26 protein-coding genes are annotated in these 22,884 nt (G+C 63.3%); 13 read left to right on the top strand and 13 right to left on the bottom strand.

The window, feature by feature from the left end:
- Nucleotides 1-620: 620 nt before the first annotated feature.
- Nucleotides 621-1,988 carry a sensor histidine kinase gene (locus ACOYQJ_RS17565; RefSeq protein WP_422907299.1) on the bottom strand — a complete coding sequence of 456 codons (1,368 nt, stop codon included), beginning with the start codon at nucleotides 1,986-1,988 and terminating at the stop codon, nucleotides 621-623.
- On the bottom strand, nucleotides 1,985-2,644 hold the full coding sequence (locus ACOYQJ_RS17560) for a response regulator transcription factor (protein ID WP_301070036.1): 660 nt from the start codon (nucleotides 2,642-2,644) through the stop codon (nucleotides 1,985-1,987). The genes ACOYQJ_RS17565 and ACOYQJ_RS17560 overlap by 4 nt, the downstream gene beginning before the upstream one ends.
- Before the next feature lie 145 nt (nucleotides 2,645-2,789).
- Here ACOYQJ_RS17560 and ACOYQJ_RS17555 point away from each other — a divergent pair, with 145 nt between their 5' ends.
- From ACOYQJ_RS17555 to ACOYQJ_RS17525, 7 genes are all read left to right on the top strand, one after another.
- Nucleotides 2,790-3,122 carry a PepSY domain-containing protein gene (locus tag ACOYQJ_RS17555; protein ID WP_301070037.1) on the top strand — a complete coding sequence of 111 codons (333 nt, stop codon included), beginning with the start codon at nucleotides 2,790-2,792 and terminating at the stop codon, nucleotides 3,120-3,122.
- Nucleotides 3,115-3,768: a cytochrome b/b6 domain-containing protein gene (locus tag ACOYQJ_RS17550; protein WP_301070038.1), complete on the top strand. Its 654-nt coding sequence runs from the start codon at nucleotides 3,115-3,117 to the stop codon at nucleotides 3,766-3,768. Before ACOYQJ_RS17555 ends, ACOYQJ_RS17550 begins: the two co-directional genes overlap by 8 nt.
- A 148-nt stretch (nucleotides 3,769-3,916) precedes the next feature.
- The gene (locus tag ACOYQJ_RS17545) at nucleotides 3,917-4,519 is read left to right on the top strand and encodes a hypothetical protein (protein ID WP_301070039.1); all 603 of its coding nucleotides are present in this window, start codon (nucleotides 3,917-3,919) and stop codon (nucleotides 4,517-4,519) included.
- Between the two features lie 179 nt (nucleotides 4,520-4,698).
- Entirely contained in the window at nucleotides 4,699-5,079 is a 381-nt protein-coding gene (locus ACOYQJ_RS17540) for a PepSY domain-containing protein (RefSeq protein ID WP_301070040.1), read from the top strand.
- A gap of 38 nt (nucleotides 5,080-5,117) precedes the next feature.
- A complete protein-coding gene (locus ACOYQJ_RS17535) occupies nucleotides 5,118-5,588 on the top strand; it encodes a DUF2271 domain-containing protein (protein WP_301070041.1) in 471 nt (156 codons plus the stop codon).
- Between the two features lie 12 nt (nucleotides 5,589-5,600).
- Nucleotides 5,601-7,808, top strand: coding sequence for a PepSY domain-containing protein (locus ACOYQJ_RS17530; RefSeq protein WP_301070042.1), 2,208 nt, complete (start codon nucleotides 5,601-5,603; stop codon nucleotides 7,806-7,808).
- Nucleotides 7,789-8,769, top strand: coding sequence for an FAD:protein FMN transferase (locus ACOYQJ_RS17525; protein ID WP_301070043.1), 981 nt, complete (start codon nucleotides 7,789-7,791; stop codon nucleotides 8,767-8,769). The genes ACOYQJ_RS17530 and ACOYQJ_RS17525 overlap by 20 nt, the downstream gene beginning before the upstream one ends.
- A 30-nt stretch (nucleotides 8,770-8,799) precedes the next feature.
- Here the strand turns inward: ACOYQJ_RS17525 and ACOYQJ_RS17520 are convergent, their stop codons facing one another.
- The gene (locus ACOYQJ_RS17520; RefSeq protein ID WP_366142908.1) at nucleotides 8,800-8,970 is read right to left on the bottom strand and encodes a DUF924 family protein; all 171 of its coding nucleotides are present in this window, start codon (nucleotides 8,968-8,970) and stop codon (nucleotides 8,800-8,802) included.
- A gap of 167 nt (nucleotides 8,971-9,137) precedes the next feature.
- On the opposite strand from ACOYQJ_RS17520, the gene ACOYQJ_RS17515 reads away from it, so the two are divergent.
- From ACOYQJ_RS17515 to ACOYQJ_RS17495, 5 genes are all read left to right on the top strand, one after another.
- The gene (locus ACOYQJ_RS17515; RefSeq protein ID WP_301070065.1) at nucleotides 9,138-11,042 is read left to right on the top strand and encodes a heavy metal translocating P-type ATPase; all 1,905 of its coding nucleotides are present in this window, start codon (nucleotides 9,138-9,140) and stop codon (nucleotides 11,040-11,042) included.
- A gap of 414 nt (nucleotides 11,043-11,456) precedes the next feature.
- The gene (locus ACOYQJ_RS17510; RefSeq protein WP_422907298.1) at nucleotides 11,457-11,861 is read left to right on the top strand and encodes a single-stranded DNA-binding protein; all 405 of its coding nucleotides are present in this window, start codon (nucleotides 11,457-11,459) and stop codon (nucleotides 11,859-11,861) included.
- A 150-nt stretch (nucleotides 11,862-12,011) separates the two neighbouring features.
- On the top strand, nucleotides 12,012-12,266 hold the full coding sequence (locus tag ACOYQJ_RS17505) for a type II toxin-antitoxin system ParD family antitoxin (protein ID WP_422907297.1): 255 nt from the start codon (nucleotides 12,012-12,014) through the stop codon (nucleotides 12,264-12,266).
- A complete protein-coding gene (locus tag ACOYQJ_RS17500; protein WP_422907296.1) occupies nucleotides 12,244-12,555 on the top strand; it encodes a type II toxin-antitoxin system RelE/ParE family toxin in 312 nt (103 codons plus the stop codon). Before ACOYQJ_RS17505 ends, ACOYQJ_RS17500 begins: the two co-directional genes overlap by 23 nt.
- Before the next feature lie 61 nt (nucleotides 12,556-12,616).
- A complete protein-coding gene (locus ACOYQJ_RS17495) occupies nucleotides 12,617-13,003 on the top strand; it encodes a hypothetical protein (RefSeq protein ID WP_422907295.1) in 387 nt (128 codons plus the stop codon).
- 335 nt (nucleotides 13,004-13,338) lie between these two features.
- Here ACOYQJ_RS17495 and wrbA read toward each other — a convergent pair whose 3' ends face one another.
- The 10 genes from wrbA to ACOYQJ_RS17445 form a co-directional block, all read right to left on the bottom strand.
- Entirely contained in the window at nucleotides 13,339-13,932 is a 594-nt protein-coding gene (gene wrbA / locus ACOYQJ_RS17490) for an NAD(P)H:quinone oxidoreductase (RefSeq protein WP_422907294.1), read from the bottom strand.
- Between the two features lie 47 nt (nucleotides 13,933-13,979).
- A complete protein-coding gene (locus tag ACOYQJ_RS17485; RefSeq protein ID WP_422907293.1) occupies nucleotides 13,980-14,888 on the bottom strand; it encodes a pirin family protein in 909 nt (302 codons plus the stop codon).
- A gap of 122 nt (nucleotides 14,889-15,010) precedes the next feature.
- Nucleotides 15,011-15,997, bottom strand: coding sequence for a glutathione S-transferase family protein (locus ACOYQJ_RS17480; protein WP_422907292.1), 987 nt, complete (start codon nucleotides 15,995-15,997; stop codon nucleotides 15,011-15,013).
- 460 nt (nucleotides 15,998-16,457) lie between these two features.
- Nucleotides 16,458-17,384 carry a LysR family transcriptional regulator gene (locus tag ACOYQJ_RS17475; protein WP_301070049.1) on the bottom strand — a complete coding sequence of 309 codons (927 nt, stop codon included), beginning with the start codon at nucleotides 17,382-17,384 and terminating at the stop codon, nucleotides 16,458-16,460.
- Between the two features lie 153 nt (nucleotides 17,385-17,537).
- Nucleotides 17,538-18,500: a pirin family protein gene (locus ACOYQJ_RS17470; protein WP_301070050.1), complete on the bottom strand. Its 963-nt coding sequence runs from the start codon at nucleotides 18,498-18,500 to the stop codon at nucleotides 17,538-17,540.
- A 15-nt stretch (nucleotides 18,501-18,515) separates the two neighbouring features.
- Nucleotides 18,516-18,821, bottom strand: coding sequence for a GNAT family N-acetyltransferase (locus ACOYQJ_RS17465; protein ID WP_301070051.1), 306 nt, complete (start codon nucleotides 18,819-18,821; stop codon nucleotides 18,516-18,518).
- A 75-nt stretch (nucleotides 18,822-18,896) separates the two neighbouring features.
- Entirely contained in the window at nucleotides 18,897-19,868 is a 972-nt protein-coding gene (locus ACOYQJ_RS17460) for a glutathione S-transferase family protein (RefSeq protein ID WP_301070052.1), read from the bottom strand.
- Between the two features lie 39 nt (nucleotides 19,869-19,907).
- On the bottom strand, nucleotides 19,908-20,735 hold the full coding sequence (locus ACOYQJ_RS17455) for a VOC family protein (protein ID WP_422907291.1): 828 nt from the start codon (nucleotides 20,733-20,735) through the stop codon (nucleotides 19,908-19,910).
- A gap of 63 nt (nucleotides 20,736-20,798) precedes the next feature.
- Entirely contained in the window at nucleotides 20,799-21,242 is a 444-nt protein-coding gene (locus tag ACOYQJ_RS17450) for a DoxX family protein (protein WP_272011226.1), read from the bottom strand.
- Nucleotides 21,243-21,271: 29 nt separating this feature from the next.
- Nucleotides 21,272-21,850 carry an NADPH-dependent F420 reductase gene (locus ACOYQJ_RS17445; RefSeq protein WP_301070054.1) on the bottom strand — a complete coding sequence of 193 codons (579 nt, stop codon included), beginning with the start codon at nucleotides 21,848-21,850 and terminating at the stop codon, nucleotides 21,272-21,274.
- A 127-nt stretch (nucleotides 21,851-21,977) separates the two neighbouring features.
- Here ACOYQJ_RS17445 and ACOYQJ_RS17440 point away from each other — a divergent pair, with 127 nt between their 5' ends.
- On the top strand, nucleotides 21,978-22,874 hold the full coding sequence (locus ACOYQJ_RS17440) for a LysR family transcriptional regulator (RefSeq protein ID WP_166195042.1): 897 nt from the start codon (nucleotides 21,978-21,980) through the stop codon (nucleotides 22,872-22,874).
- Nucleotides 22,875-22,884: the final 10 nt, after the last annotated feature.

The raw sequence follows: 22,884 nt of genomic DNA, 5'->3' as shown, positions 1-22,884 counted from the left end.
AAGATGCACACGCCTTCGCCGCCTCCCTCGCCGCCACGCTCATGGTCTCGATCGTCGTCTTCCAGGCAGGGGATGGAACCTTTGGCGCCGTCCCCGCCGATGAAATCGACGGCGACGAGGTCGTGATCGTATCGGAATACGATCCCTTCGGGTGAGGCCTCTGGCCTCACTTTCCTTGGGCCCGGGTACGGCGTGGATTTACCTCCGGGCCTATATCGGTGCCAGTGCGCCGCTTCTCAGCGACATCCGGGAGGACCTGTTCAGCTGCTCGCAGGTCTTTTTTGTGTGTCAGCCCAAGACGGTGCAGGACGCGGCCGAACGCCGAGCGGTGTATCTCGATGCCATGGTTTGCCCTGAGTTCGCGCACCAGCGCATCGAGTGTCAGATCGCCCTGCGCCGCAATCCGCTCCCGCACCCGTAGGGCCACTTCCGCCAACTTGCGACGCCACTGATTACCCCGGCACTTTGCCTTGAGCTGCCGGTCTGGTTCCGCAACTTGATCATTTCAGATCAGACCGAAACGGAATCCTGAATCAGGTCAGGGACGACACGCTCTAGATGCAAAGCGATTAGGCCGTGATGCGCGATAAGACGCGAAGCTGCTGATGGACCATCTTTTGTCACGTCTTGGGCATCGCATCTCCCGCGACGGAATGCGGAACATCTGTAGGTAACCGAATGGAGGCCTGGAAACCAGAAGACTCACCCGGACGCGGTGACTCAAGATTGAGCGGGCTTCCGATCCGGTCCGCGATGGCCGCGACGATGGCGAGGCCGAGTCCGCTGCCATCGGTTCTCGTTTTTGCCCGCTCGAAACGCGCCGTCAGGCGGTCGAGGGTGTCGCGCAACAGCACGGGACCGTCGTTCGCCACGATGAGCTGCCCGTCCAGCGTCACGGTCACCTCGACCGGGGCGGTCTCCGCCCCATGGCGCAGGGCGTTCTCCACTAGGTTTCGGCAGAGGATAGCGAAGGCATCGGGGTCGATATCGGACAGGACGGGAGTGTCCGGCAGGGTCAGCGCGATCCGGTCCATCGCACCCGTACGTGCCAGATCATCCACCACGACACGTGCGACGGGTCTGAGATCCGTGTTTCGGTCCGTTCGCAGTCGTCCGCCTTCCGCCCGCGCAAGTTGCATGAGGCGTTCCGACATCCGCGTTAATCGCTTGAGCGTCGCTTCGATCTCCGCGGCGCGCGCGTCAATGGCCGGATCATGGGTCTCCGACCGAAGCCTCTGCGCCTGCGCGATGGCGCCTGCCAGCGGGGTCCGCAATTCGTGCGCGGCGTTCGCCGCAAAGCTGCGTTCGGCCTCAAACGCCTCGCGCAACCTTTTCAGAAGGTTGTTTAGGGTTGCGGCCAGCGGTCCGATTTCTGCCGGCAGGTCGTCGGCGGGAACTTCGGACAGGTCGCGGGCGCTGCGTGCCTCGAGCCGTGTGCGGTAGCGGCGCAGGGGGGCGAGGCTGAAGCGGACGGCCAGGATGATTGCAGCGAGTGCGACGGGCAGCACGACCAGCAGCGGCAGAACGAGGCCCATCCGGATTTCCCGCGCGACCGACGCGCGATGCGCAAGCGGCTCGGCGACGGTGATGCGGATTGTCCCCTGAAGGGCCGCGTCGCTGTAGAGGCGATGGGTGGCGGTCTGCTCAAACCCCGGCTCGTTGTAAGCCGGGAACACGGCGGGGTCCGCCGCATGGGATTGCAGCAGGACGCGACCCTCGGCGTCAGTGACCACATAGGTGAAGAACTCGTCGTGCTCGCGGATCGGCGCGAGCCTCTGCGTCACGCCCTGGTCTTCGCGGCCCACGATGTCGGTCACCGCCAGCGGCAGGATGCGCTCAGCGGTCTCGCGCAGGGCGGAGTCGAAAACCTCGTCCAACTCGCCCCTGACGATCACCGCCGTGACCGTCGCGGCCAGCAACCAGAGGATCGTCAGCACGAGGCCGAGAGACAGACCGAGCCGTGCCTGAAGGCTGCGTGGCAGCCTCACGACTTGCCCAGCCTGTAGCCCATGCCGCGCTCGGTCTCGATGACCGCGCTCCCGAGCTTCTTGCGCAGGCGACTGACATGGACCTCGATGGTGTTGCTCTCCACCTCGGCGCCGAAAGCGTAGAGCTTATCCTCCAGCTGCGGCTTGGACAGCAGTTGCCCCGGACGCGCGAGGAAGGCCTCGAACAGAGCCCATTCGCGGGCCGTCAGTTGAACCGGCTTGCCGTCGCGATGAATGCTGCGCGCGGCGAGGTCGATGTCCAGCGCGCCATGGGTGACGATGGGGTTGGGATTGCCGCTGTATCGCCGGGCAACCGAGCCGATCCGGGCCGACAGTTCGGACAGGTCGAAGGGTTTCACGAGGTAGTCGTCGGCGCCCGCGTTCAGGCCCTCGATCCGGTCCGAGACCTGGTCGAGCGCCGTCAGGATGATGACCGGCGTCACATCGCCCCGCGCGCGCAGGCCCTTGAGGAACCCGATCCCGCGCCCGTCCGGCAGCATGAGGTCGAGCAGGATCAGGTCATAGGACGCCCCGCGCAGCGCGTCGCCCGCCGCATCCAGACGCGTGACCCAGTCCACCGATTGGCCATCGGCGGCGATCTGGTCGCGCACGGCAGCGCCGAGAGTCGTGTCGTCTTCGATCAGCAGGATGCGCATGTCTGGTCCCGTTCTTTTCCCGATGACTCCCCATGATCCGTCTGGCTGACACGAAGCTGAAGCTGTTGGGCACGCCGCTTCAGGCTGCCGTCAGCTTCGCCGCGCATGAAGTGCATCAAGAGGCGTGCCACGCGGAGTTTGACGCATGAAGAAGACATTGACAATTCTCGGTTTTCTCGCGGTCTTCCCGGCCGGCGCCGCGTTGGCGGACGACGACTGCTTCGTCCCGATGGCCGATTGGCAGCCGCGCGACGCCGTTGCCCGGCTGGCCGAAGAGAACGGCTGGACGGTGCGCCGCATCAAGATCGACGACGGCTGCTACGAGATCGACGGCCGCGATACCGAAGGGCGCCGGATCGAGGTGACCGTCCACCCGGCGACGCTCCAGGTGATCGAGTTCGAATACGAAGACGAGGACAACGACAAACGCCGCGACAAGGACCGGGGCCGGGATCGGGACGGAGGCGACAATGACTGAGGCAACCACGCATGACGCCCCCAAGATGAGTGCCGGGTCGTCCGGCAAGGTCCGGGTCTGGGATCCGCTGGTGCGGATTTTCCATTGGAGCCTTGTCGGTGCCTTTACGCTCGCCTGGTTGACGGCAGACGAATGGCAGACCACGCATGAAATCGCCGGGTATGTCGTTGCGGGCCTCGTCGGGTTTCGCCTCGTCTGGGGTCTGGTCGGCGGTCGCTATGCGAGCTTCGCCCAGTTTCTGCAGGGTCCCGCAGCGACGCTTGACTATCTGCGAGCGATGTTCGGGCGGCGAGAGCGCCGGTATCTCGGGCACAACCCGGCCGGCGCGGCGATGATCGTGGCGCTACTTGTCACGCTCTCGGCCACCGCCCTTACCGGCTGGCTCATGGAAGACCCCGACCGCATCACGCTGCTACCTGACCTGCCTCAGATCGTGGCACCGGCTTACGCCGACGAGGGCGAGACGGGCGGCAGCGACAATGATGCGCTTGAAGAGGTGCATGAGGCACTCGCCAATCTGTTATTGCTGCTGGTGGCGTTGCATGTCGGCGGCGTCGTACTGGCGTCCTTCCGGCATCGCGAGAACCTCGCCCGTTCCATGATTACCGGCGACAAGCGCGCGCCCGGTCCCGGCGACATCGTCTGACCGACTTTCCCTTCGGCGCGACCTGGCCCCGCTCTCACCGGCGGGGCCTTTTCTTCCTGACGGCAAGCTGAAGCGGGAATCGTTGCTCCGTCAGGAAGCCCTCAGATGGGGCTGGCAGAGTGTTTGCATCAGTAGAGGAGAGGCTGTCATGCAAACAAAACTCATCATCGCCGCCGTCATAACGGCGCTTGCCGTGCCTGCGATCGCGGCTCCGAATGAAACACCCTATGCACTGAGCGCGGTACACGCCGACAATCAGGGCCAGCTTGAACGGATCACCGGAAGGTCCGACGAAATCGGGGCTGCCGCTCGCGCTGCCGCCGACCTCTTGAAGCCGCACAATGCAGCGCAGGAGCGGCTGGTTCTGCCCATGCTCGGTTGGGCAGAATCTGCGACGACTGGAACGGTACTACCGACGGCGATACCTGATCGGAACAGCTTGGAAGCCGAGTTGTCGCAGCTCTACGATGGCGACGTGGACTTGGTCACCGCTCTGGTCGATCTCTACGCAGCGGCAGAAGAAGCGGGGGATTTAGAGACCGCGCGTCTTGCCGAACGGATGATCTGGCACGAGACGAACGATGTCCAGTTGCTGTATCCGGCGGCGCTTCTCGTCCATACTTCTATGACGTCGCGGGACGGGACTACTGGACCGATGGGAATCAGCCTGGAACCTGGTCCGCTCTACGGCGAACATCCGATGCCGATGATGGGCGTCGGGGACCCGCACCGGCCGCGTTCCGGAAACTGAGTCCAGCGGCGGCAGGCGTCGTCGGGACGGAATCCTACGTCCGGCCCGATCTGAGAAGGCCGGCTTTGCGCCGGCCTTTTTCTTCCTGACGGCAAGCTGAAGCGGGAATCGTTGCTCCGTCAGGAAGTCCTCAGGTCGGCTCTCCAGATTGTCCTCAGCAGACCAAAGGAGACCCTGCCATGAAAAAGACCCTGACCGCACTTGCCATTCTCGCACTGCTGCCTGCCGGCGCGGCGCTCGCCGATGACGACGATTGCTCCGTGCCCCGCAGCCAATGGCAGCCGCGCGAGGCTGCGATGCAAGTGGCCCAGAAGAACGGCTGGACCGTGCGAAAGTTCGAGATCGACGATGGCTGTTACGAGATGGAGGGCCGCGACGCGGCCGGACGGGAAATCGAAGTGAAACTCGATCCGGCGACGCTCCAGGTCGTCGAGATGGACTACGAGGATGACGACGACGACCGCGGCGGCGCTCCCAATCCCACGCCTGCAGGCACCGCCCAGCCGCCGCAGAACGGCCTCTTCGGGAACGGCGCGCCGCCGAAGGTTCAGGTGAACTGAGCCGCTCCGAACCAACCTCCCGAACAAGGATGAACCTGATGAAATCACTACTCGCAACGCTGGCGCTCACCACGGCGCTGACGCTTCCCGGTCTCGCGATGGCGCGACCGGTGACGCTCACCACGACCCTCAACAACTATGGCGGCGACGGGGCCTATCTCGCGCTCTATGTCACCGACGCCTCGGGCGCCTATGTCGGCAGTCTCTGGATGGCCGGCGGCAAATCGAAGTACTACGAGCATCTGAGCGATTGGCACCGCGCCACCGGCGGCGACACCGCACAGGTGAACGGCATCACCGGCGCCAGCGTCGGCGCGGGCCGGACGCTGGAGATCACCCTCGATCTGGCCGACGCGCTGTTCGATGCGGGCTACACGCTCCACATCGACGCCGCCGTCGAGGACATGCGCGACAGCCCGAACGAGGTGGCGGTACCGCTCACGACCGATGGCGCCGGCACGCCCGTTCGCGGCCGCCGCTACGTCGCCAGCTTCGCCTACGACATGTGAGGAGTGAGGGCCATGATCCGTGCACTCCATCGCTGGCCGGGTCTTCTGGCCCTAGCGCTCGTCACCGTCCTTTCGCTGAGCGGCGCGGCGCTGTCGGTCTTCCCTGCGGCCGAACGCATCGCCGCGCCGCAGGTGGAAGCCGGTCTGACCGTCGCCACCCTCGCGGACCGCATCCAGGCGGTCTATCCGGGCGTCGAGCAGATCCGCCGGTCGCCATCGGGTCGGATCACCGCCTACTGGTTCGACCAAGGCACGCCCGGCGCCGCCGTGATCGATCCGGCGACGGGTCAGGGTGTGGCCTCGGCCGATCCGAACCAGACCCTCCGCTGGCTCACCAACCTGCATCGCTCGCTGTTTCTCGGGGACGGGGGTCGCATCGCCATGGCGACGGGGGCTTTGGCGATGCTGGTCGTGTCGCTCTCCGGTGCGGCGCTGGTCGCGCGGCGGGTCGGCGGCTGGCGGCACTGGTTCACGCCTCTGCGGGGGCCGCTTGCCGGTCGGCTGCACGTCGAGATTGCGCGGATTGCGGTGATCGGCCTCATTCTGTCGTCCACCACAGCTTTGTGGATGACGGCCTCGACTTTCGATCTTCTCCCTGATGACGGCGCAGCGCCAGTCTTCCCGGCCGAGCTGAGCGGTGAAACGGGGTTTGCCCCTGATCAGATGACGACCTTGCAGCAGACGCCCGCCGCCGAACTGCGCGAATTGAGCTTTCCCTATCCCGGCGATGCGACGGACGCCTTCACGCTGAAGACCGACCGGGGGACTGGGTATCTCGATCAGGGCAACGGAGCGCTTCTGGCCTGGGCCGACCTGACCGGGTGGGAGCGGGTCTCGGAAACCATCTACATGCTGCACACTGGACAGGGCGCGGCGACGCTGGGGCTGGTGCTTGGGCTGATGGCGCTCGGCGTCCCGGCCATGGGAGCTACCGGCCTTCTGATCTGGCTCGCGGGACGGCGCGGGCGGCCCCGCATCCGGGGCAATCAGCCAGTGGGCCGGGCCGAGACGATCCTGCTTGTCGGCAGTGAGGGCGGTAGTACCTGGGGCTTCGCCGCAGCGCTCCACGCCGCGCTGTCGCAAGCCGGGCAGAGCGTGCATGTGGGCCCGATGTCGGACTTCGCCCCTGAGCGCTATGCAAAGGCCGAACGGATCATCCTGCTTGCTGCGACCTATGGGGCCGGCGCGGCGCCGGCCTCGGCCAAGGGGTTCCTTGATCGGCTGAGCGCCCTCGATCGCGCGCCCGACATCCCTCTGGCCGTGCTCGGCTTTGGGGACCGCAGCTTCCCAGCCTACTGCGCCTTCGCCAAAGCTGTCGTGACGGCAGCCGGGGCGAAAGGCTGGCCCGAACTCATGCCGCTCGACACGATCGACCGTCAGTCGCCGCAGGATTTCGCGCGTTGGGGCCGCGCGCTCGGCGAGGCGCTTGGGATCCCGCTGGAACTCTCGCACCAGCCCGTCCTGCCGAAAACCGAGACGTTGACCCTCGTCTCGCGCCGGGACTACGGTGCCGAGGTGCAGGCCCCGACGGCGATCCTGCGCTTCGCCCTGCCGCGCGCAACGCTCTGGCAGCGACTTACCGGGGGAGGGTTCGCGCGCTTCGTGGCCGGTGACCTGATCGGCATCCTGCCCGAAGGCAGCGTCGTACCGCGGCTTTACTCGCTTGCCTCAGGCCAGCGCGACGGGTTCATCGAGATCGTGGTGAGGAAGCATCCCGGCGGTCTTGCGTCCTCCCAGCTGACCGCACTGGAGCCCGGCGACACCGTGACCGCCTTCCTCCGCCGCAACCCCGGTTTCCGTCCGGGCCGGAGCCGCGCGCCCGTGATCCTGATCGGCGCGGGAACCGGCGTTGGGCCACTTGCGGGTATCGTGCGCGGCAACGCGCGCCAGCGGCCGATCCATCTGTTCTTCGGTATGCGTCATCCGGATAGCGACTTCTTCTACGGGGAGGAATTTTCCGCCTGGCAGGAAGAAGGGCGGGTGACCCGGCTGGTCACGGCCGTCTCTCGCGGGGCGCGGCCCCACTACGTGCAGGATGCTCTGCGGGGCGAGGCCACTCAGGTCGCGGATCTCATCCGCAATGGGGCCCGCGTGATGGTTTGCGGTGGACGCGACATGGCGGCGGGCGTGGCCGATGCGCTGGCCGAGATCCTCGCGCCAACCGGGCTCACGCCTGCGGTGCTGAAGGCGGAGGGGCGATATGTCGAAGATGTCTACTGAAATGGTGCGCCACGCTCTGAATGGCTCGACCATGGGCACGCGCTGGTCGGCGATGTTCTTCGCGGAACTGGGTTTCGACGCGAATGCAGTTCAAGGTGCATTGCAAGCGGCGGTTGATGAGGTGGACGCGCAGATGTCGACATGGAAGCCTGAGAGCGACCTGATGCGCCTCAACGCGGCACCGGTGGGCGAATGGGTGGCCGTTCCCGCGCGCCTCGAGCAAGTTCTTCGCCTCGGTCTTGAGATTGGGCGCGCCTCGGGCGGGGCCTTCGACATCGGCATGGGGGACGCGGTGACGGCTTGGGGCTTCGGGCCGGAGGCCGCCGCGGCCGAGGGCATCAGCGCTGCAATGGCCGCCACGCGCCGCCCGGCGCATGAGGTTCTGGGGATCGACGGCGACCAAGTGCGCAAGTCCTCGCCTATCGCACTCGATCTCAACGGCATCGCCAAGGGTTATGGGGTCGACCGGCTGGCCGAGACCTTGCGCGACCACGGGATCGCGGGCGCCCTCGTCGGGATCGACGGTGAAATGCGCGCGCTCGGCCTTCGGCCGGACGGAAAGGCGTGGACCATTGCGGTGGAAGCGCCTGACCCGGAGCGCCGGGCTCCCCATTCGATCCTCGGGCTGCAGGACGCTGCCGTCGCGACCTCCGGCGACTACCGCCACTGGGTCGAGGTGCAGGGACGACGCCTTGCGCACACGATGGACCCGAGGCGCGGCGCGCCGCTGATCGCTTCGCCGGCCTCCGTCACCGTCGTCGCCCGCACCTGTGCCGAGGCCGACGCTTGGGCGACGGCCCTCATGGTTCTCGGCTCCGAGGCGGGCGCGACGCTCGCAAGAAGACGCAGGCTCGACGCCCTGTTCCTCCTGCGCAATGATGACCGCAGCACAAGGGGCGTGGGAGTTGGACGACTTTTTCCCGAAGAGTCAGCGGCAATCGCCTCAGCAGAGGGGAGATGAGCCACGTGGAAACAACCCCTACCGATCGCTTCATGAGTGCGCGTGAAGATGCGGAAAGTCGCCGTTCTTCAGGAATGCCACTTCTGGCGATGTTGAATAAGGGTTCAGTAGGGAATTGCGATGCGGATAACGGCCTGAACATCCGATCGCCCGTTTTCCGTTATGGGCCTGCCGGACCCGCGTCAGGGAAACTCTTACCATATGCGCCGCCACGCATACTCGCGAACCAATGTGGTCTTCGTGGCTGCGCACCCCGTGCCACAACGTTTACTGGTAGCCGGGTGACCGATCATGATAGCTGACTCTTACTTTCTTGTTCCAGCATTCGGGTAGATATTGTGAAAAAGCTGTTCGCTGCAGATCGTGCGATGGTGTTGACGGGCCTGACGGTCCTCGGGATGCTTCTGGCGGCTCTCGCTCTCTGGCCACTGCGGGACATCGCAGCCCAACGCGTTTCCATGGTCGGTCTGCTGCTCGTATATCTGGCCGGGGGGGTGCCTGCGGCGTGGCGGGCGCTTGTGGCCCTGTGGAAAGACCGCATTCTGGATATTGATTTGCTGATGGTTGTCGCGGCCATTGCGGCCGCAGCCGTTGGCGCACCCTTTGAGGGTGCGGTGCTGCTGACGCTGTTCAGCGTTTCGACAACCCTGGAAGAGCGCGCACTCGGACGCGCGCGCCGCGCTGTCGAGGCCCTGATGGCGCTGCGCCCCGAGACCGCCTTGCGAAAGGCAACCGACGGCACGATCATGGAAATTCCCGCCGCCGATCTGAAGGTCGATGACATCTTCGTACTGCGGCCCGGCGCGCGCGTGCCCACCGACGGGGTGATCACTGCCGGGCGTGGAGCGCTGGACGAGGCGAATATCACTGGTGAATCCATGCCCGTCAGCAAGCAGCGGGGCGCAAAGGTGTTCGAGGCAACGGTCAACCTTGACGGAGTGCTGGAAGTCGCTGTTACGAAAACGGTCGAGGAAAGCACTGTCGCGCGGATGATCGCTCTGGTGACCGAAGCGCAGGCGGAAAAGGCGCCGTCCGAGCGTTTCAGCGAATGGTTTGGACAGCGGTATACGATTGCGGTTCTACTCGGCGCCATTCTCGCCTTTGCCGTCTTCATCAGGCTTGAGAATGACTGGCACGAGGCGCTTTATCGCGCGGCAGTGCTGCTGGTGGCGGCAAGCCCCTGCGCCATCGTGATTTCGGTTCCCGCCGCAATTCTGTCCGCACTCTCGGCGGCGGCACGGGGGGGCGTGCTGTTCAAAGGAGGGGCTGCGCTCGAAACGCTCGCCGCGGTCGATACCTTTGCTTTCGATAAGACCGGCACGCTGACCACAGGCAAGGCAGCGGTCACCAAGGTCGTTGCGCTTGATGGCAATGAGGAGAAATTCCTGTCCCTTCTGGCCGGCCTCGAAGCCCAGTCGGAACACCATAGCGGCGCGGCGATCCGGCAGGAAGCGGCCGATCGCGGGATCACGCAAGCCGAGGTCGAGAATGTCGTCGCGCTTCCAAGCGAGGGTATCACCGGCGACAGGGCAGGCGAAACCTTATGGGCCGGCAATCCGCGCATGGCGGCGCGGATGGGGGCCGGGATCGACCATCCGTCCCTAACGGCGCTGGCCGAGGACACGCAGACGGTCATCTACTTTGGCCAGGATTCCAGACTACTCGGTGCAGTCAGCCTCGCGGATCAGACCCGCCCAAGCTCCAGACCCGCCCTTGCGGCGCTTCGCGAGAGCGGCGTTACGAAGATCCTCATGATGACGGGCGATAGAAGGCCGGTCGCCTTGCGCATAGGCCGCGAACTCGGCTTCCAACCCGACGAGATCCACGCCGACATGCTTCCCGAGGACAAACTGCGTATGATCGGCGCGCTGGCGGCCAAGGGCAGGGTCGCTTTTGTCGGAGACGGGGTCAATGACGCGGCAGCGCTCGCGCGGGCCGATGTGGGGATTGCGATGGGCGCGGCGGGGTCGGAAGTCGCGCTTCAGGCCGCAGACGTCGCGCTTTTGTCGGAAGATATGGGGCAACTTGCCGAGGCGCATAGGCTGGCGCGCCGGACCGCCACGATCATCCGTCAGAACCTGATCTTTGCTATGGGCGCCATGGCCGTACTTGTTCTGGGCGGGCTGTTCTTCGATCTGCCCTTGCCTTTGGCAGTGATTGGCCATGAAGGGGGTACTGTTCTTGTTGTGCTCAATGGCCTGCGGTTGCTCCGCACACCCCGTCGGAATGCCGAAACCAAAATGCCTGAGAATGTGGAAGCGGTCGCCTCTTGAAAGTTCAGCAGGCGCTATCGTTAGCCCGTCGCAGCAGAGCCCTGCGACTCCCAGCAGGCGTGGTAGGGGTGACGGAAGTCTGTGCTTGGCATTTTCAGCCGCTAGTCGGATGCTGGACTTGGGTTCACGCAGTCCCGACTGGGCAAGGTGACAGGGTCTCGCATGTGCTCCCCGCGCCTCTCTGTCCTCTGGGCCATCCCTTCGACTGACAATCCCCTAATCCCGTTCGGTCTCCTGCGCGCAACCCCGCGCCAGCCCGGGCCGTGTTGGCCTGTGCCAGGCCTGCCCGCTCCACCCCGGTCCTCTGGGGGTTTCCGGCGGCCATGCTGTCCACCGTGCACGCGTCACCCGACGGGCTTTTTCGGGTCTTGTCGAAGGGACGGTCCCGAAGACAGGAAACACAGGAGCTTACCCATGCAGAGCATCGTCATCCTCGCCGGCAACATCGATCAGAACCCCGAAGCCCGCACCACCCAGGGCGGCTCCCAGATCACCAACTTCAGCCTTGCCACCTCGCGCCCCCGCCTCTCGGAAGGTCGCGTGATGCGCGACGACAACGGCTACCGGGTCATGGACACGGAATGGCACCGCATCACCTGCTTCAACGGTCTCGGCAAGACGGTCACGGAGTATTGCGAAAAGGGCATGAAGGTCCTCGCCCACGGCCGTATCCACTACAGCAAGTGGATCGATAGCATGGGCATTGACCGCTACGGCTGCGAGATCATCGCCGAGAAGGTCGACTTCCTCAGCCGCCCGAAGTCGGCCGAGGGTGAGGCCCCCGAGCTGGTCGACCGCGCCGACGAGATCCCGTTCTGAACAGAACGGGGTCTCCCCCTCGGGCCCGGCGGACAACCCGCCGGGTTCGGGGAGCGCCGTAGCCGGTTAGGTCCAGTCTGGTGGCGCTGGCGCGCTTATTGACAAACTTTGGCAATCTATGCCATCCTCATGAGGAAGGAGATCAAGATCATGGCCACGATGAATGTCTCATTGCCCGATCCGATGAAGACCTGGGTCGAGGCGCAAACCAAGGATGGGCGCTACAGCAACGCCAGTGACTACGTTCGCGATCTGATCCGCCGGGACCAGGACCGCCATCAAGCCATTGCGGAGCTGCAGCAGCTCGTCGATGAGGGCATCGCCAGTGGTCCCGCGCGGCATTTGGATGTCGAAGCATTCCTAGCCCGCAAGCGAGATCAGAATGCCGACACCAACGGTCACTGAATGCCGACTGTCTCCCGCAGCATTAAGCGATCTGGACGCGATCTGGGATTACACCCTGCGCATCTGGTCTGTTGGCCAGGCCGAAACCTACATCCGCGCGATTGCCAGTGATATGTCCCTGCTGGTCCGACACCCGGAAATCGCGCGCGAACGGCTCGAAATTCGCCCACCGGTGCGGGTGTACCGCTCAGGGTCCCATCTCATCATCTATCGGATCGAAGACAGCTGGCTGGACGTGCTGCGTATTGTGCATGCGCGGCAAAACTGGACGGCCTATCTCAACGAATGATCCTGTCCTTGTGTCCCACAAGCCGACAGCCGATATTTATCTACCACATGAGGATTTGTTCATGAAACCCGCTGACGAAGACCGCATCGCGGCCAATCTTGCGAAGATCATGGCCATGATCTGCATCCGCAATTCGCGCCTCGAAGACCTGCACGCAGGCACGGTGCCAACAACCAGGACGGGGGATTATTCCGATGTCCTCGTGATCGATGCCGAGGGCCGCGAAATACCATGGCTTGAGGCCGCCCATATCGACGACGCCCAGATGGCAAGCCTGATGCGGGACATCGTCAACCGCCTGTTCACGTTTCACATGAAGAGTGACGATCCGGGTTTCCGTGAGGATCTGGATCGCTGGATGGCTGTCGCTGGTAAATGGGACGATCCGGTGCTGGATCAGGCCTTCCTTGATGCGGTGGCCAGCTTGAGGTCTAGACCCAACAATTAGACCAGCACCCGGTGTCCCTGTACCTGTGCCGGGCTGCGTGCCGACATGCGGTGCTTCGACCTCGGCCTGCGTTTGAGAGCGTAGCCGCAGCCGGGTGGTGCAGACCGCCGATATCCGATCGAGGCGGCGCGCGACAGACCCGACCGGTTGCAGTTGATCCTGCCGAAGGGTAAAAAACTGCTGAACTTACTTATTTGTGCAAAACGACATTAAGGGCTTCGCAGCAGCAGCCTTCTTGTCCCACGAACTGATATGCATACAGCATATGACCGGTTTCGCGGGCGGTAGGGCGCTCTGGTTCGCGCCCGGATATCGCCCGCGATCTGCCGTCTCGATCAGCCGGTGATCTTTGTGGTCATCTCCACGAGGCGCTTGGCCTGATGAGCCACTGCCGCCTTGCCGGCATCGTCAAAGCCATTGGCGTTGGTCGAGAAGCCGTAGGGGTTGCCGCCAGCGTCAAAAATGGACTGATCGGTAAAACCCGGCGCGACAATGATGGCGCCCCAATGCATCGCAGTGGTGTACAGGCTGAGTATGGTCGCTTCCTGACCGCCATGCGGATTCTGGGCGCTCGTCGTGGCCGTAAAGGTCTTGTTGGCCAGCTTGCCGGCACCCCACAGTCCTCCCAGCGTATCAATGAAGGCGCGAATCTGGCTGGCGGCCACGCCGAAACGGGTCGGTGTCGAGAAGAAATAGCCGTCGGCCCATTCCATGTCGTCGGCCGTCGCCTCGGGGATATCGCCCATCTTGTCCAGTTGCGCTTTCCAGGCGTCCTGAGTCGCGACAACCTCCTTCGGGGCCGTCTCGGGAACCCGGCGAAGGCGGATATCCGCACCTGCATTGCGGGCGGCCTCTGCCGCCGCCAAGGCGACGGCATGGTTGGTTCCGTAGGTCGAGTAGAAGATAATTGCGATCTTGGGCTGTGCCATTGTCTTTTCCTTTTCAGTTGGTTGGTATTGCGTACCGTGCGGCATCCTCACGCTTGCTTTAGGAAGGTGCCGTTGTTCAGTTCAAAGATTGCCTGCCGTAGTTCTTCTTGGGTGTTCATCACGATGGGACCATGCCAGGCGACGGGTTCCTGAATCGGTCTTCCGGTCATCAGCAGGAAACGAATGCCATCGTCGCCCGCCTGAACCGTGATCTCGTCGCCAGACCCGAAACGGACCAGCGTGCGGTTGCCGGTCTGATCACGGATATTCAGCTCTTGCCCGCGATATTCCTTTTCGACCTTGATGCCGACAGGATCGCTGGCATCGCGGAACGTGCCGGAACCGGCAAAGACATAGGCCAGCGCATTGGCCCGCGTGTCCACCGGAAGCACCTTGCGCCGACCGGCGGGCACTGAGACATCGAGCAGCATCGGATTGGCCGCGATCCCGTCCACCGGGCCGGTCTTGCCCCAGAACGAGCCAGTGATCACCTTGACCACCGTGCCGTCATCGTCGCCCTCGACGGGGATGTCGCCGGCGGTAATGTCCTGGTAGCGCGGCGCCGTCATCTTGAGCGACGCGGGCAGATTGGCCCAGAGCTGGAAGCCGTGCATCTGGCCCTTGGCGTTGCCCGCAGGCATTTCCTGATGCACGATGCCCGATCCGGCAGTCATCCACTGAACGCTGCCCGGGCCAAGCAGGCCGCGGTTCCCAAGCGAATCAGCATGTTCGACCTGACCGTCCAGAACATAGGTGATCGTTTCAATCCCGCGATGCGGATGCCAGGGAAATCCCTTGGAATAAAGCCGCGGGTCATCGTTGCGAAAATCGTCCATCATCAGAAACGGATCGGTCAATGACGGATCGTCGAATCCGAATACGCGCTGCAGATGCACGCCCGCACCTTCCAGTGCAGGTTGCGCTTTACTGGTGGAGGCTACTGGTCTGAACGTCATGGGAAGCTCCTTTTGTTCATATACATCCAAGATGGGCCTTGGAGGCGAAATCGTTATTGGCAAAGAAGTGGCATCGGCTGTGCGATAACGCGCAGATCCCAATGCCGCGCAAGCAGGTGCCGTCAGCTGGCCGCGCGCAGGGTCACGTGATCGCGGTCATGCGCGCGCGAAAAATCCGGCTCGCCGCCCTTGGGGACGATCTGCGTCGGATTGATGGTCCGCTGGCTCACATAGTAATGTTGCTTGATGTGCCAGAGACTCACGGTCTCGGAGACACCCGGCACCTGATAGAGGTCGCGGACGTAATTCGACAGGTTCGGGTAGTCCTCGATCCGGTGCAGATTGGTCTTGAAGTGACCGTGATAGACCGCATCGAACCGGACCAGCGTGGTGAACAGGCGCCAGTCGGCCTCGGTCACGCGGTCTCCCAGCAGATAGCGTGAGCGGCCCAGCCGGGCTTCGAGCGTATCGAGCGCGTCGAACAGCTGGTCGAAAGCCTCTTCGTAGGCCTGCTGCGTTGTGGCGAAGCCGGCACGATAGACACCGTTGTTGATGCGCGGGTAGACGAAGTCGTTCATGGCGTCGATTTCTGTGCGCAATTCTTCGGGGTAGAAGTCCAGCCTGTTGCCCGTGATATCATCGAACGCGCCGTTGAATATGCGGATGATCTCCGAGCTCTCGTTGCTCACGATGGTCTGCCGCTTTCGGTCCCACAGCAAAGGCACCGTCACGCGGCCAGTCATGTCGGGCACGACGCTGGTGTAGACCTGGTGCAGGAATTTTTGCCCCCCGATTGGATCGGGGTCGGCGGGATCGAATTCCCAACCACTCTCGAGCATGTGCGGATGCACGACCGTCAGGCCGATCAGGTCTTCGAGTCCTTTGAGCTTGCGGAAGATCACCGTGCGGTGTGCCCAGGGGCAAGCCAGCGACACATAGAGGTGATACCGACCTGCCTCGGCCTCGAACCCGCCCTCGCCGCTTGGGCCGGGGCGGCCGTCGCGCGTAATCCAGTTGCGGAACCGCGCATCCTCGCGCTCGAACTTCCCGCTGCTCTTGCCGGTGTCGTACCAGCGGTCTTCCCATTTGCCGTCGATAAGCAGGCCCATTGTCATTTCCTCCGATGCATTCTGTTGCTTAGCATGTGGGTGAAACGGGAGGCTGAGACAAGTTGACCTCTGCGCAATTGACTGACGCGCTCAGTGCAACAATGAACTTTTGAAGTTCCGCATTACGATCAAATACATCGCAATTGTTGCGTTAAAAGATGCCAATAGTGCGAAATCGCCCGGCAATCCCCGCGTGGCAATTTCCGCGGGTCAGGGTGTAACTTTACTGCACAGATCGCAGCCTTATCCCCACGGCACGCATGGCAACGGGCAAAATTGGCGCAACGTTACGCAAAATTGCTGCGCCTGCCGGGCGCGTATTTCCGTCCCTCATCTTTATCGTGGCTGGATGGGCCGGATTAGCTGTTACGAAGGCACCGCCGGTTACATCGAAACTATCAACATGCCCTGAGAATTTTTGCTGCGGCTCATCGCATTGCGAAGTCGGCGGCGGCAAATGCTACACCACCATCCGACCGCTCATGTCGGGGAAGGCGCGAACCTGTTCCTCGATGAACCCCGTGAAAGCTTCGACTTTCGCGGGGAGCATCTCGTATGGGGGATAGAAGGCCGTCAGCCAGATCTCAGGTGGCGTCCAGTCCGTCAAAATCCGGCGGAGCGTGCCTGCGGCCAGTTCATCACGGACAAGGAAATCCGGCAACATTGAAACGCCCCCGTTGCCGAGGGCAGACGCGACGATCAATTCGCCGCTGTTGCTTTCAAAGCCATGACGAACCGTTGCCGAACGGACCTCGCCGGTTCTGCAATGCGTCAGTTTCCAGCTTTGTCCGCCGGGGAAGTGGCTGTATCCAAGAATGGCGTGTCCGCCAAGATCTTCGGGCTGCTCAAGCGGCGGAGCCGTCTCAAGGTAACCGGGGCTGGCGACGATCGAGCGGCGGATGGGCATGATCTTGCGCCAGATGGTCGAGACTTCTTCCGGCGGCCCCGAGATACGCAATGCCATGTCGAACCCTTCCTCGATGATATCGATGAAACGGTCGGTCAGGTGAATCTTGAGCAGAACCTCGGGATAGCTCTCGCGGAACCCGGCGAGCACCCGCGGAAGGAATCTCTGCCCGAACGAGACAGGTGCCGACAGGCACAGCTCGCCCGATAGCGTGGCGTGTTGCTGATTGATCAGTTCATCCGCGCGGTCCAGGTCGGCCAGAAGCGTTTGCATCCTCTCCAGATAGAGCCGCCCGGCCACGGTGGTTGAGACCTTGCGCGTTGTCCGCACCAGAAGTTGCGCGCCAAGCTCGTCTTCCAACTCGCTGACATAGCGCGTGGCAATCGTGCGCGTGACGCCGAGTTCACGCGCGGCCGCCGCAAATCCATTAAGCTCGGCGACCTTCACAAATACCCTGATACGTTCGATTTGCCCGGCCAAAAATCAGCCCCCCATCCCTGGCCCACTATCGGGCGCATTCCTTTTTCTTGCGTTGCCGGGCAACCTCGAGACCGGCCGCTTTGCGGGGGCGATTGCGCATCGCGCAGTTGACGTATTTGCAGCATCCCGGCGATCGCCGTGCACACCTCACCCCTACTGATAAAACACGCCGCCGAGCGCCCTTCGTGGTTTGGTGTTCGTCTCGGGGAGCGGAATGAAGTCGGATTCATCACCAGGCACAGTGTCAAAGCGACCCCGCCGCCATTCCTCTTGGGCCTGCTCGATCCGTTCCTTGCGCGACGAGACGAAATTCCACCAGATCCAGCGCGGCCCCTCCATCGGCTCGCCGCCAAACAGCATGATACGCGCGGCACTCTTGGCCCGCACGACGATCTGGTCCCCCGGCCTCAGCACCAGAAGCTGGGCTGGCGCAAAGGACTGTCCCGCCACGTCGATCTCGCCCGAGATGGTATAAATGGCACGCTCGGTCACGGACGGTTCGACGGCAAAGCGCGCGCCGGGGGCGAGCTGGACATCGGCGTAAAGTGTTTCCGATGCCGTCGCGAGCGGGGACCGCGCCCCGAAGGCCGCGCCGGCGATCAGCCGCGCCTTCATTCCGCCCTCTTCGATTATCGGCAGGGCCTCTGCGCCGTGATGGACGAAGGCCGGATCGCCTTCCTCCTGCGCCTCGGGCAGCGCCACCCAGGTTTGAAGGCCGAAGAGGCGCTGGCCCTGTCGGCGCCGCTCCTCATCGGTGCGCTCGGAATGGACGATGCCGCGCCCCGCCTTCATCCAGTTGACGGCGCCCGGCTCGATCTCGCGATCCGTGCCAAGGCTGTCGCGGTGCCGAATGCGGCCCTCGAACAGATAGGTGACAGTAGCCAGATTGATATGCGGATGCGGGCGCACGTCGATTCCCTGATCGGTCAGGAATTCCGCCGGTCCCATCTGGTCGAAGAAGATGAACGGACCAACCATCTGCCGCTTGGTCGATGGCAGGGCACGGCGCACCTCCAGCCCGCCGAGATCGACGGCGCGGGGAATGATCAGCGTCTCGATCGCATCAACTGTTTCCGGTTCACCAAGCGTGGGATCGGGGCAGGGGCTCCAGCTCATGATTGCGTCTCCAGTTCAGCGTTTCAGCACATCGTGCCAGTCGGGATGGCGCAAGAACTGCGCCTTGGCAAAGGGGCATAGCGGGACGATGGAACGGCCTTCGGCCCGCGCATCCTCGACCGCGCGCCGCACCAGCGCCTGCCCGACCGAGCGGCCCCGCATCGCATCGGGAACTTCAGTGTGATCGATGATTATCATGCTTTCACCTGCGCGCGAATATGTCATCTCTGCTTCGTCCTCGCCTAACCGGAAGACATAGCGGCCTTTGCTCGGGTGCTCCTCGCGTTCAATGGGCTGCACCTGCGGAATCGGTCTGGACATGATCTGCCTTTCTGCTGTCGGTAGTTTGGCATGTTCGGCGAAGGTTCGCACCCGCCGGCCGAACACGGTTTTCCCCTACGCGACAGTGTCAAGCAACCGCCGGATATGCGCCGGGCCGGTCGGCCGGATGCCCGTCGGATTCAGCGCCTTGATTGAATAGTAGCCGCGCGTGATGTGATCCATATTGACCGTCTCCGCGACGCCCGGCAACCGCAGCACACGCTCCATATGCGCCGAAAGATGCGGGTAATCCGCGATTTGCCGGCAGTTGGTCTTGAATAGTCCGTGATAGGCCGCGTCGAACCGGATGAGCGTCACGAAAGCACGGATATCAGTTTCGGTCAGCTTGTCGCCGAACAGATACGGGCGGCCGTCACCGAGGCGGGACTCGAGCTGGTCAAGCATCGCGAACACCCCCGAGACGGCTTCGTCATAGGCCTCCTGGCTGGAGGCGAATCCGGCCTTGTAGACCCCGTTATTGAGGCTTTCGTAAACCTGCCTGTTCAGCACGTCGATCTCTTCGGCCAAATCGGCGGGATAGAGACGCAGATCGGATGGGGCGATCGCGTCGAAGGCGGTATCGAACATGCGCACGATATCGGCGCTTTCGTTGTTCACCATGACGCCGCGCTTCATGTCCCACAGCACCGGCACGGTAGCGCGGCCCGAGACATGGGGATCGGCACGGGTATAGAGTTCATGCATGTATTTCGACGCGTATAGCGGGTCCTCATCCGCGCCCGGATAGCCGCCGAACCGCCAGCCCTGATCGGTCAGCGTCGGGTTGACCACCGTGACCGGGATCAAATCCGCAAGCCCCTTGAGGCGCCGTGCGATCAGGGTGCGCGAGGCCCAGGGGCAGATCAGCGCGACATAGAGCCGGTACCGCCCGGCCTCGGCCTCGAAACCACCCTCGCCCGTGGGGCCGGGGCGTCCGTCGGGGGTGACCCAGTTCCGGAACTCCGAAACCTGGCGTATGAAACGCCCTTGTTCATCAGCCTTCTGGACCGGCTGCCAGTTCTCGACCCATCTTCCATTCACAAGCATGTCTTGTCTCCGTTTTTACTATCAGCTTCGCAAAGCGCATCACTGCGCCAGCGCGAAGGCGGTGCCCCAGGGATCGATGAAGCGGTCGCCGCCAAGGCGCTGCGTGATCGCCTGACGCGCTGTCGGATCGACGCCGAGGGTGATTTCGCTCAGCCCCGCCTCGGACGCGTCCCGCGTCCCGGCACTGCGGCTGTTCCAGATGTTGCCGGCCAGCTGGTGGTGATAACCGCCGCTGCCGTAGAAACTCGCGCCGGGATAGGTCGCGGCGATGTCGAGGCCGAGCGTGTCGTGATAGAAGCGATCCGCCTCTTTCGTGTCGCCGACCTGCAAATGAACGTGGCCGATGATGCCGCCTTTCGGGAAACCGGCCCATGTCCGGCCTTGCCCCGCGCGCATCAGATCTTTGAGGTCCAGCGGGTCCGTTGCCATGCGGATCTCGCCAGCGCGATCGCGCCACTGGCTTGGTGGTCGGTCGACATAAACCTCAATCCCATTGCCTTCGGGATCGGCCAGGTAGATCGCTTCGCTGACGATGTGATCCGACGCCCCCTGCAGCCGCGTGTCCCTTTCGGTGACATGGCCGAGCCATCGGGCCAGATCGCCGCGCGACGGCAGCAGGAAGGCGGTGTGAAACAGCCCCGCCTGCCTGGGATCGCGCGGACGAAACGACGGGTCGCCATCAAGATGCAGCAGCGGCGTTTCTTCGGTGCCCAGTGTCACGCTGCTTCCGGCTTCTGCCAGCGGCACCAGCCCCAGAACGTCACGGTAGAAGGACGAAACGGCATCCAGATCCCGCACCCTGAGCCGAACGGTATCGATGCGGATCGGCGCGGCATTCATGTCGAATTTTTCGATTGGATTGGCCATCGTGATACTCCTTTGGGGAATGGGGGCGGGGCTGCTTGCCCCGCACCATGAAGGCGGATCGGATCAGTTCCGGCTGCGCTTGAGCGCATAGGCGCCGTCGCCCAGCAGAGCTTGCACGACCAGTGTGATCGCCCAGAATGCGGGATATTCCCAGCCGCCGCCTTCATTCGAGAAGAAGAAACCGGCCGCGCCATGCGGCGCGTAGATCGAGCCGAGCAGGACCGGCACCAGCGCGAGCGACACCCAGCGGGTCCAGACGCCGAGGATCAGCGCCACGCCACCGGCAAGCTCGGCGGCCATTACGAGATAGGCGAGTGTTCCCGGAAAGCCGAGGCTTTCGAAGAAGGCGGTCGTTCCCGCCGGCGTGAAGATCACGAGTTTCAGCCAGCCATGGGCGATGAACAGGATTCCCAGCGCAACGCGCAGGATTGTGGCTGCCAGATCGGCATTCGCCACGCCGGGGATCAGCGGTGATTGAGGCGGGTTATGATGGTTTGCGTTGGACATTGTCTTTTTCCTTTGTTCGGGAGGTTGGGTCAGGCGGAAAACTGCCAGCGCGGCGCGATCTCGGTGCCTTTTCCGAGCACATAGCCGAACTGGATATTCAGGAAGCCAAGCGGCTCAAGCTGACGGGCGGTGGACAGGGAGCCGGCATCGACCGGCTCGAACCCGGCCTCTGCGGCCAGCGTTTTCACAGTTTCGCGCGCCGTCTCGTCGTCGGCGGCGATAAAAGTCTGCAACGGCTGACCGTCCAGCTTGAGATCCCCCGCATAGTGCTGGGCGAAGATCGTGTTGAATGCCTTCACGACGAACGCTCCCGGAACGAGCGCAGCGATCGCCTCGGCGGCCGACGTGGTGGTACCGAGTTGCAGGGCCGAGAAATCCTCGGTGACGGGGTTGGACACATCGATGACGATCTTGCCGGTGAAGTCTGCCTGGTCGGCGATTTCGGCAGCTGCCCCATAGGGTGTCGCGAAGATAACGATATCGGCCTCAGTCACGGCCTTTGCCACATCGTCGGCGCGACCAAAGGTCCCTACTTCATGTTGTGTTTTGCTCAGGATATTTGCCAGACCGGATCCGACATTGCCGTTCCCGATGATTGCGATTTTCATGACTTGTTCCTTTCAGTGCGCGCCTTCAGGCGCTGTTTGATCTGTCAGGAAGATACGCCTTGTCTTTAGTCAATGAAATGGCGACTATGGAGAATGACTATCCACAAAATGTACTAAGTAATTTGCCATGGATATCGTCGATGAACTCCGGGCCTTCGTGGCCACCGCGCAGACGGGCTCGTTCACCGCGGCCGCCCATCAACTGGGCGTGTCGAACCGGCTGACTTCCAAATATGTGGCTGCGCTCGAGCAACGCCTCGGTTCCCGCCTGCTTCAGCGGACAACCCGCAAGGTGGGGCTGACACCGGCGGGTGAGGACCTGATTGCGCGGGCGCCGGCGCTGCTCGATGATCTAGATGAGCTGCTCGGCAGCGTTGCCGAAGGATCGCGCGGCCTGACCGGCGTCATTCGCATCTCGGCTCCTGTAACCTTCGGCGAAGTCTATGTAACGGGGATGTTGGCACGGTTTGCCCGACAAAACCCGGATCTTACACTCGATTTGCGGCTCGATGACCGCTATGTCGATCTGGCCAGCGACGGCTTCGACCTGGCTTTTCGCATCGGCCGGTCCGACATGCTGTCACTCAAGACGCTCAGGCTTGGCACCTTCAGCAGCCTTCTGGTGGCCAGCCCGGACTATGTCCGAGCACACGGAAAGCCCGGCTCACCCGAGGAACTGGCTGACCATACCTGTATAGTGGACACCAACCGGCGGGTTCCGCACAGATGGATCTTCGTCAGGAACGGGGTCGAGACAAATGTTCAGATCCACGGGCGGTTCCAGGTCAACTCCGCGCGCGCGGCCATGGATCTGGCCATCGGCGGCCTTGGGATCGCCAACATTCCGCGCTTCGCCCTGAGCAACGCCATCGAGACCGGATCGTTGGTCCCCTTGCTGGAGGAGTTCGGAGGCGACAGCGGTCCTGTCAGCGCGGCCTATCTCGAGGGCCGGGCCTTGCCCCGCAAGATCCGCGCACTGATCGACTTCGCCGCCGAGGATATTCGGTCTACCACGACCCTCTAGAGCATCGAGC

This window comes from Pacificoceanicola algae (assembly GCF_049341065.1).
Classification (GTDB): domain Bacteria; phylum Pseudomonadota; class Alphaproteobacteria; order Rhodobacterales; family Rhodobacteraceae; genus Pacificoceanicola.
The sequence above is the reverse complement of the archived record's forward strand: the minus strand, read 5'-3'. Positions and strand labels throughout refer to the sequence as shown.

Bases quoted from the DNA above. Each gene is read 5' to 3' on its own strand.
- ACOYQJ_RS17560 (WP_301070036.1), bottom strand. From the start codon at position 2,644: ATGCGCATCCTGCTGATCGAAGACGACACGACTCTCGGCGCTGCCGTG.
- ACOYQJ_RS17555 (WP_301070037.1), top strand. From the start codon at position 2,790: ATGAAGAAGACATTGACAATTCTCGGTTTTCTCGCGGTCTTCCCGGCC.
- ACOYQJ_RS17550 (WP_301070038.1), top strand. From the start codon at position 3,115: ATGACTGAGGCAACCACGCATGACGCCCCCAAGATGAGTGCCGGGTCG.
- ACOYQJ_RS17545 (WP_301070039.1), top strand. From the start codon at position 3,917: ATGCAAACAAAACTCATCATCGCCGCCGTCATAACGGCGCTTGCCGTG.
- ACOYQJ_RS17540 (WP_301070040.1), top strand. From the start codon at position 4,699: ATGAAAAAGACCCTGACCGCACTTGCCATTCTCGCACTGCTGCCTGCC.
- ACOYQJ_RS17535 (WP_301070041.1), top strand. From the start codon at position 5,118: ATGAAATCACTACTCGCAACGCTGGCGCTCACCACGGCGCTGACGCTT.
- ACOYQJ_RS17530 (WP_301070042.1), top strand. From the start codon at position 5,601: ATGATCCGTGCACTCCATCGCTGGCCGGGTCTTCTGGCCCTAGCGCTC.
- ACOYQJ_RS17525 (WP_301070043.1), top strand. From the start codon at position 7,789: ATGTCGAAGATGTCTACTGAAATGGTGCGCCACGCTCTGAATGGCTCG.
- ACOYQJ_RS17520 (WP_366142908.1), bottom strand. From the start codon at position 8,970: ATGGTAAGAGTTTCCCTGACGCGGGTCCGGCAGGCCCATAACGGAAAA.
- ACOYQJ_RS17515 (WP_301070065.1), top strand. From the start codon at position 9,138: ATGGTGTTGACGGGCCTGACGGTCCTCGGGATGCTTCTGGCGGCTCTC.
- ACOYQJ_RS17510 (WP_422907298.1), top strand. From the start codon at position 11,457: ATGCAGAGCATCGTCATCCTCGCCGGCAACATCGATCAGAACCCCGAA.
- ACOYQJ_RS17505 (WP_422907297.1), top strand. From the start codon at position 12,012: ATGGCCACGATGAATGTCTCATTGCCCGATCCGATGAAGACCTGGGTC.
- ACOYQJ_RS17500 (WP_422907296.1), top strand. From the start codon at position 12,244: ATGCCGACACCAACGGTCACTGAATGCCGACTGTCTCCCGCAGCATTA.
- ACOYQJ_RS17495 (WP_422907295.1), top strand. From the start codon at position 12,617: ATGAAACCCGCTGACGAAGACCGCATCGCGGCCAATCTTGCGAAGATC.
- wrbA (WP_422907294.1), bottom strand. From the start codon at position 13,932: ATGGCACAGCCCAAGATCGCAATTATCTTCTACTCGACCTACGGAACC.
- ACOYQJ_RS17485 (WP_422907293.1), bottom strand. From the start codon at position 14,888: ATGACGTTCAGACCAGTAGCCTCCACCAGTAAAGCGCAACCTGCACTG.
- ACOYQJ_RS17480 (WP_422907292.1), bottom strand. From the start codon at position 15,997: ATGGGCCTGCTTATCGACGGCAAATGGGAAGACCGCTGGTACGACACC.
- ACOYQJ_RS17470 (WP_301070050.1), bottom strand. From the start codon at position 18,500: ATGAGCTGGAGCCCCTGCCCCGATCCCACGCTTGGTGAACCGGAAACA.
- ACOYQJ_RS17465 (WP_301070051.1), bottom strand. From the start codon at position 18,821: ATGTCCAGACCGATTCCGCAGGTGCAGCCCATTGAACGCGAGGAGCAC.
- ACOYQJ_RS17460 (WP_301070052.1), bottom strand. From the start codon at position 19,868: ATGCTTGTGAATGGAAGATGGGTCGAGAACTGGCAGCCGGTCCAGAAG.
- ACOYQJ_RS17455 (WP_422907291.1), bottom strand. From the start codon at position 20,735: ATGGCCAATCCAATCGAAAAATTCGACATGAATGCCGCGCCGATCCGC.
- ACOYQJ_RS17450 (WP_272011226.1), bottom strand. From the start codon at position 21,242: ATGTCCAACGCAAACCATCATAACCCGCCTCAATCACCGCTGATCCCC.
- ACOYQJ_RS17445 (WP_301070054.1), bottom strand. From the start codon at position 21,850: ATGAAAATCGCAATCATCGGGAACGGCAATGTCGGATCCGGTCTGGCA.
- ACOYQJ_RS17440 (WP_166195042.1), top strand. From the start codon at position 21,978: ATGGATATCGTCGATGAACTCCGGGCCTTCGTGGCCACCGCGCAGACG.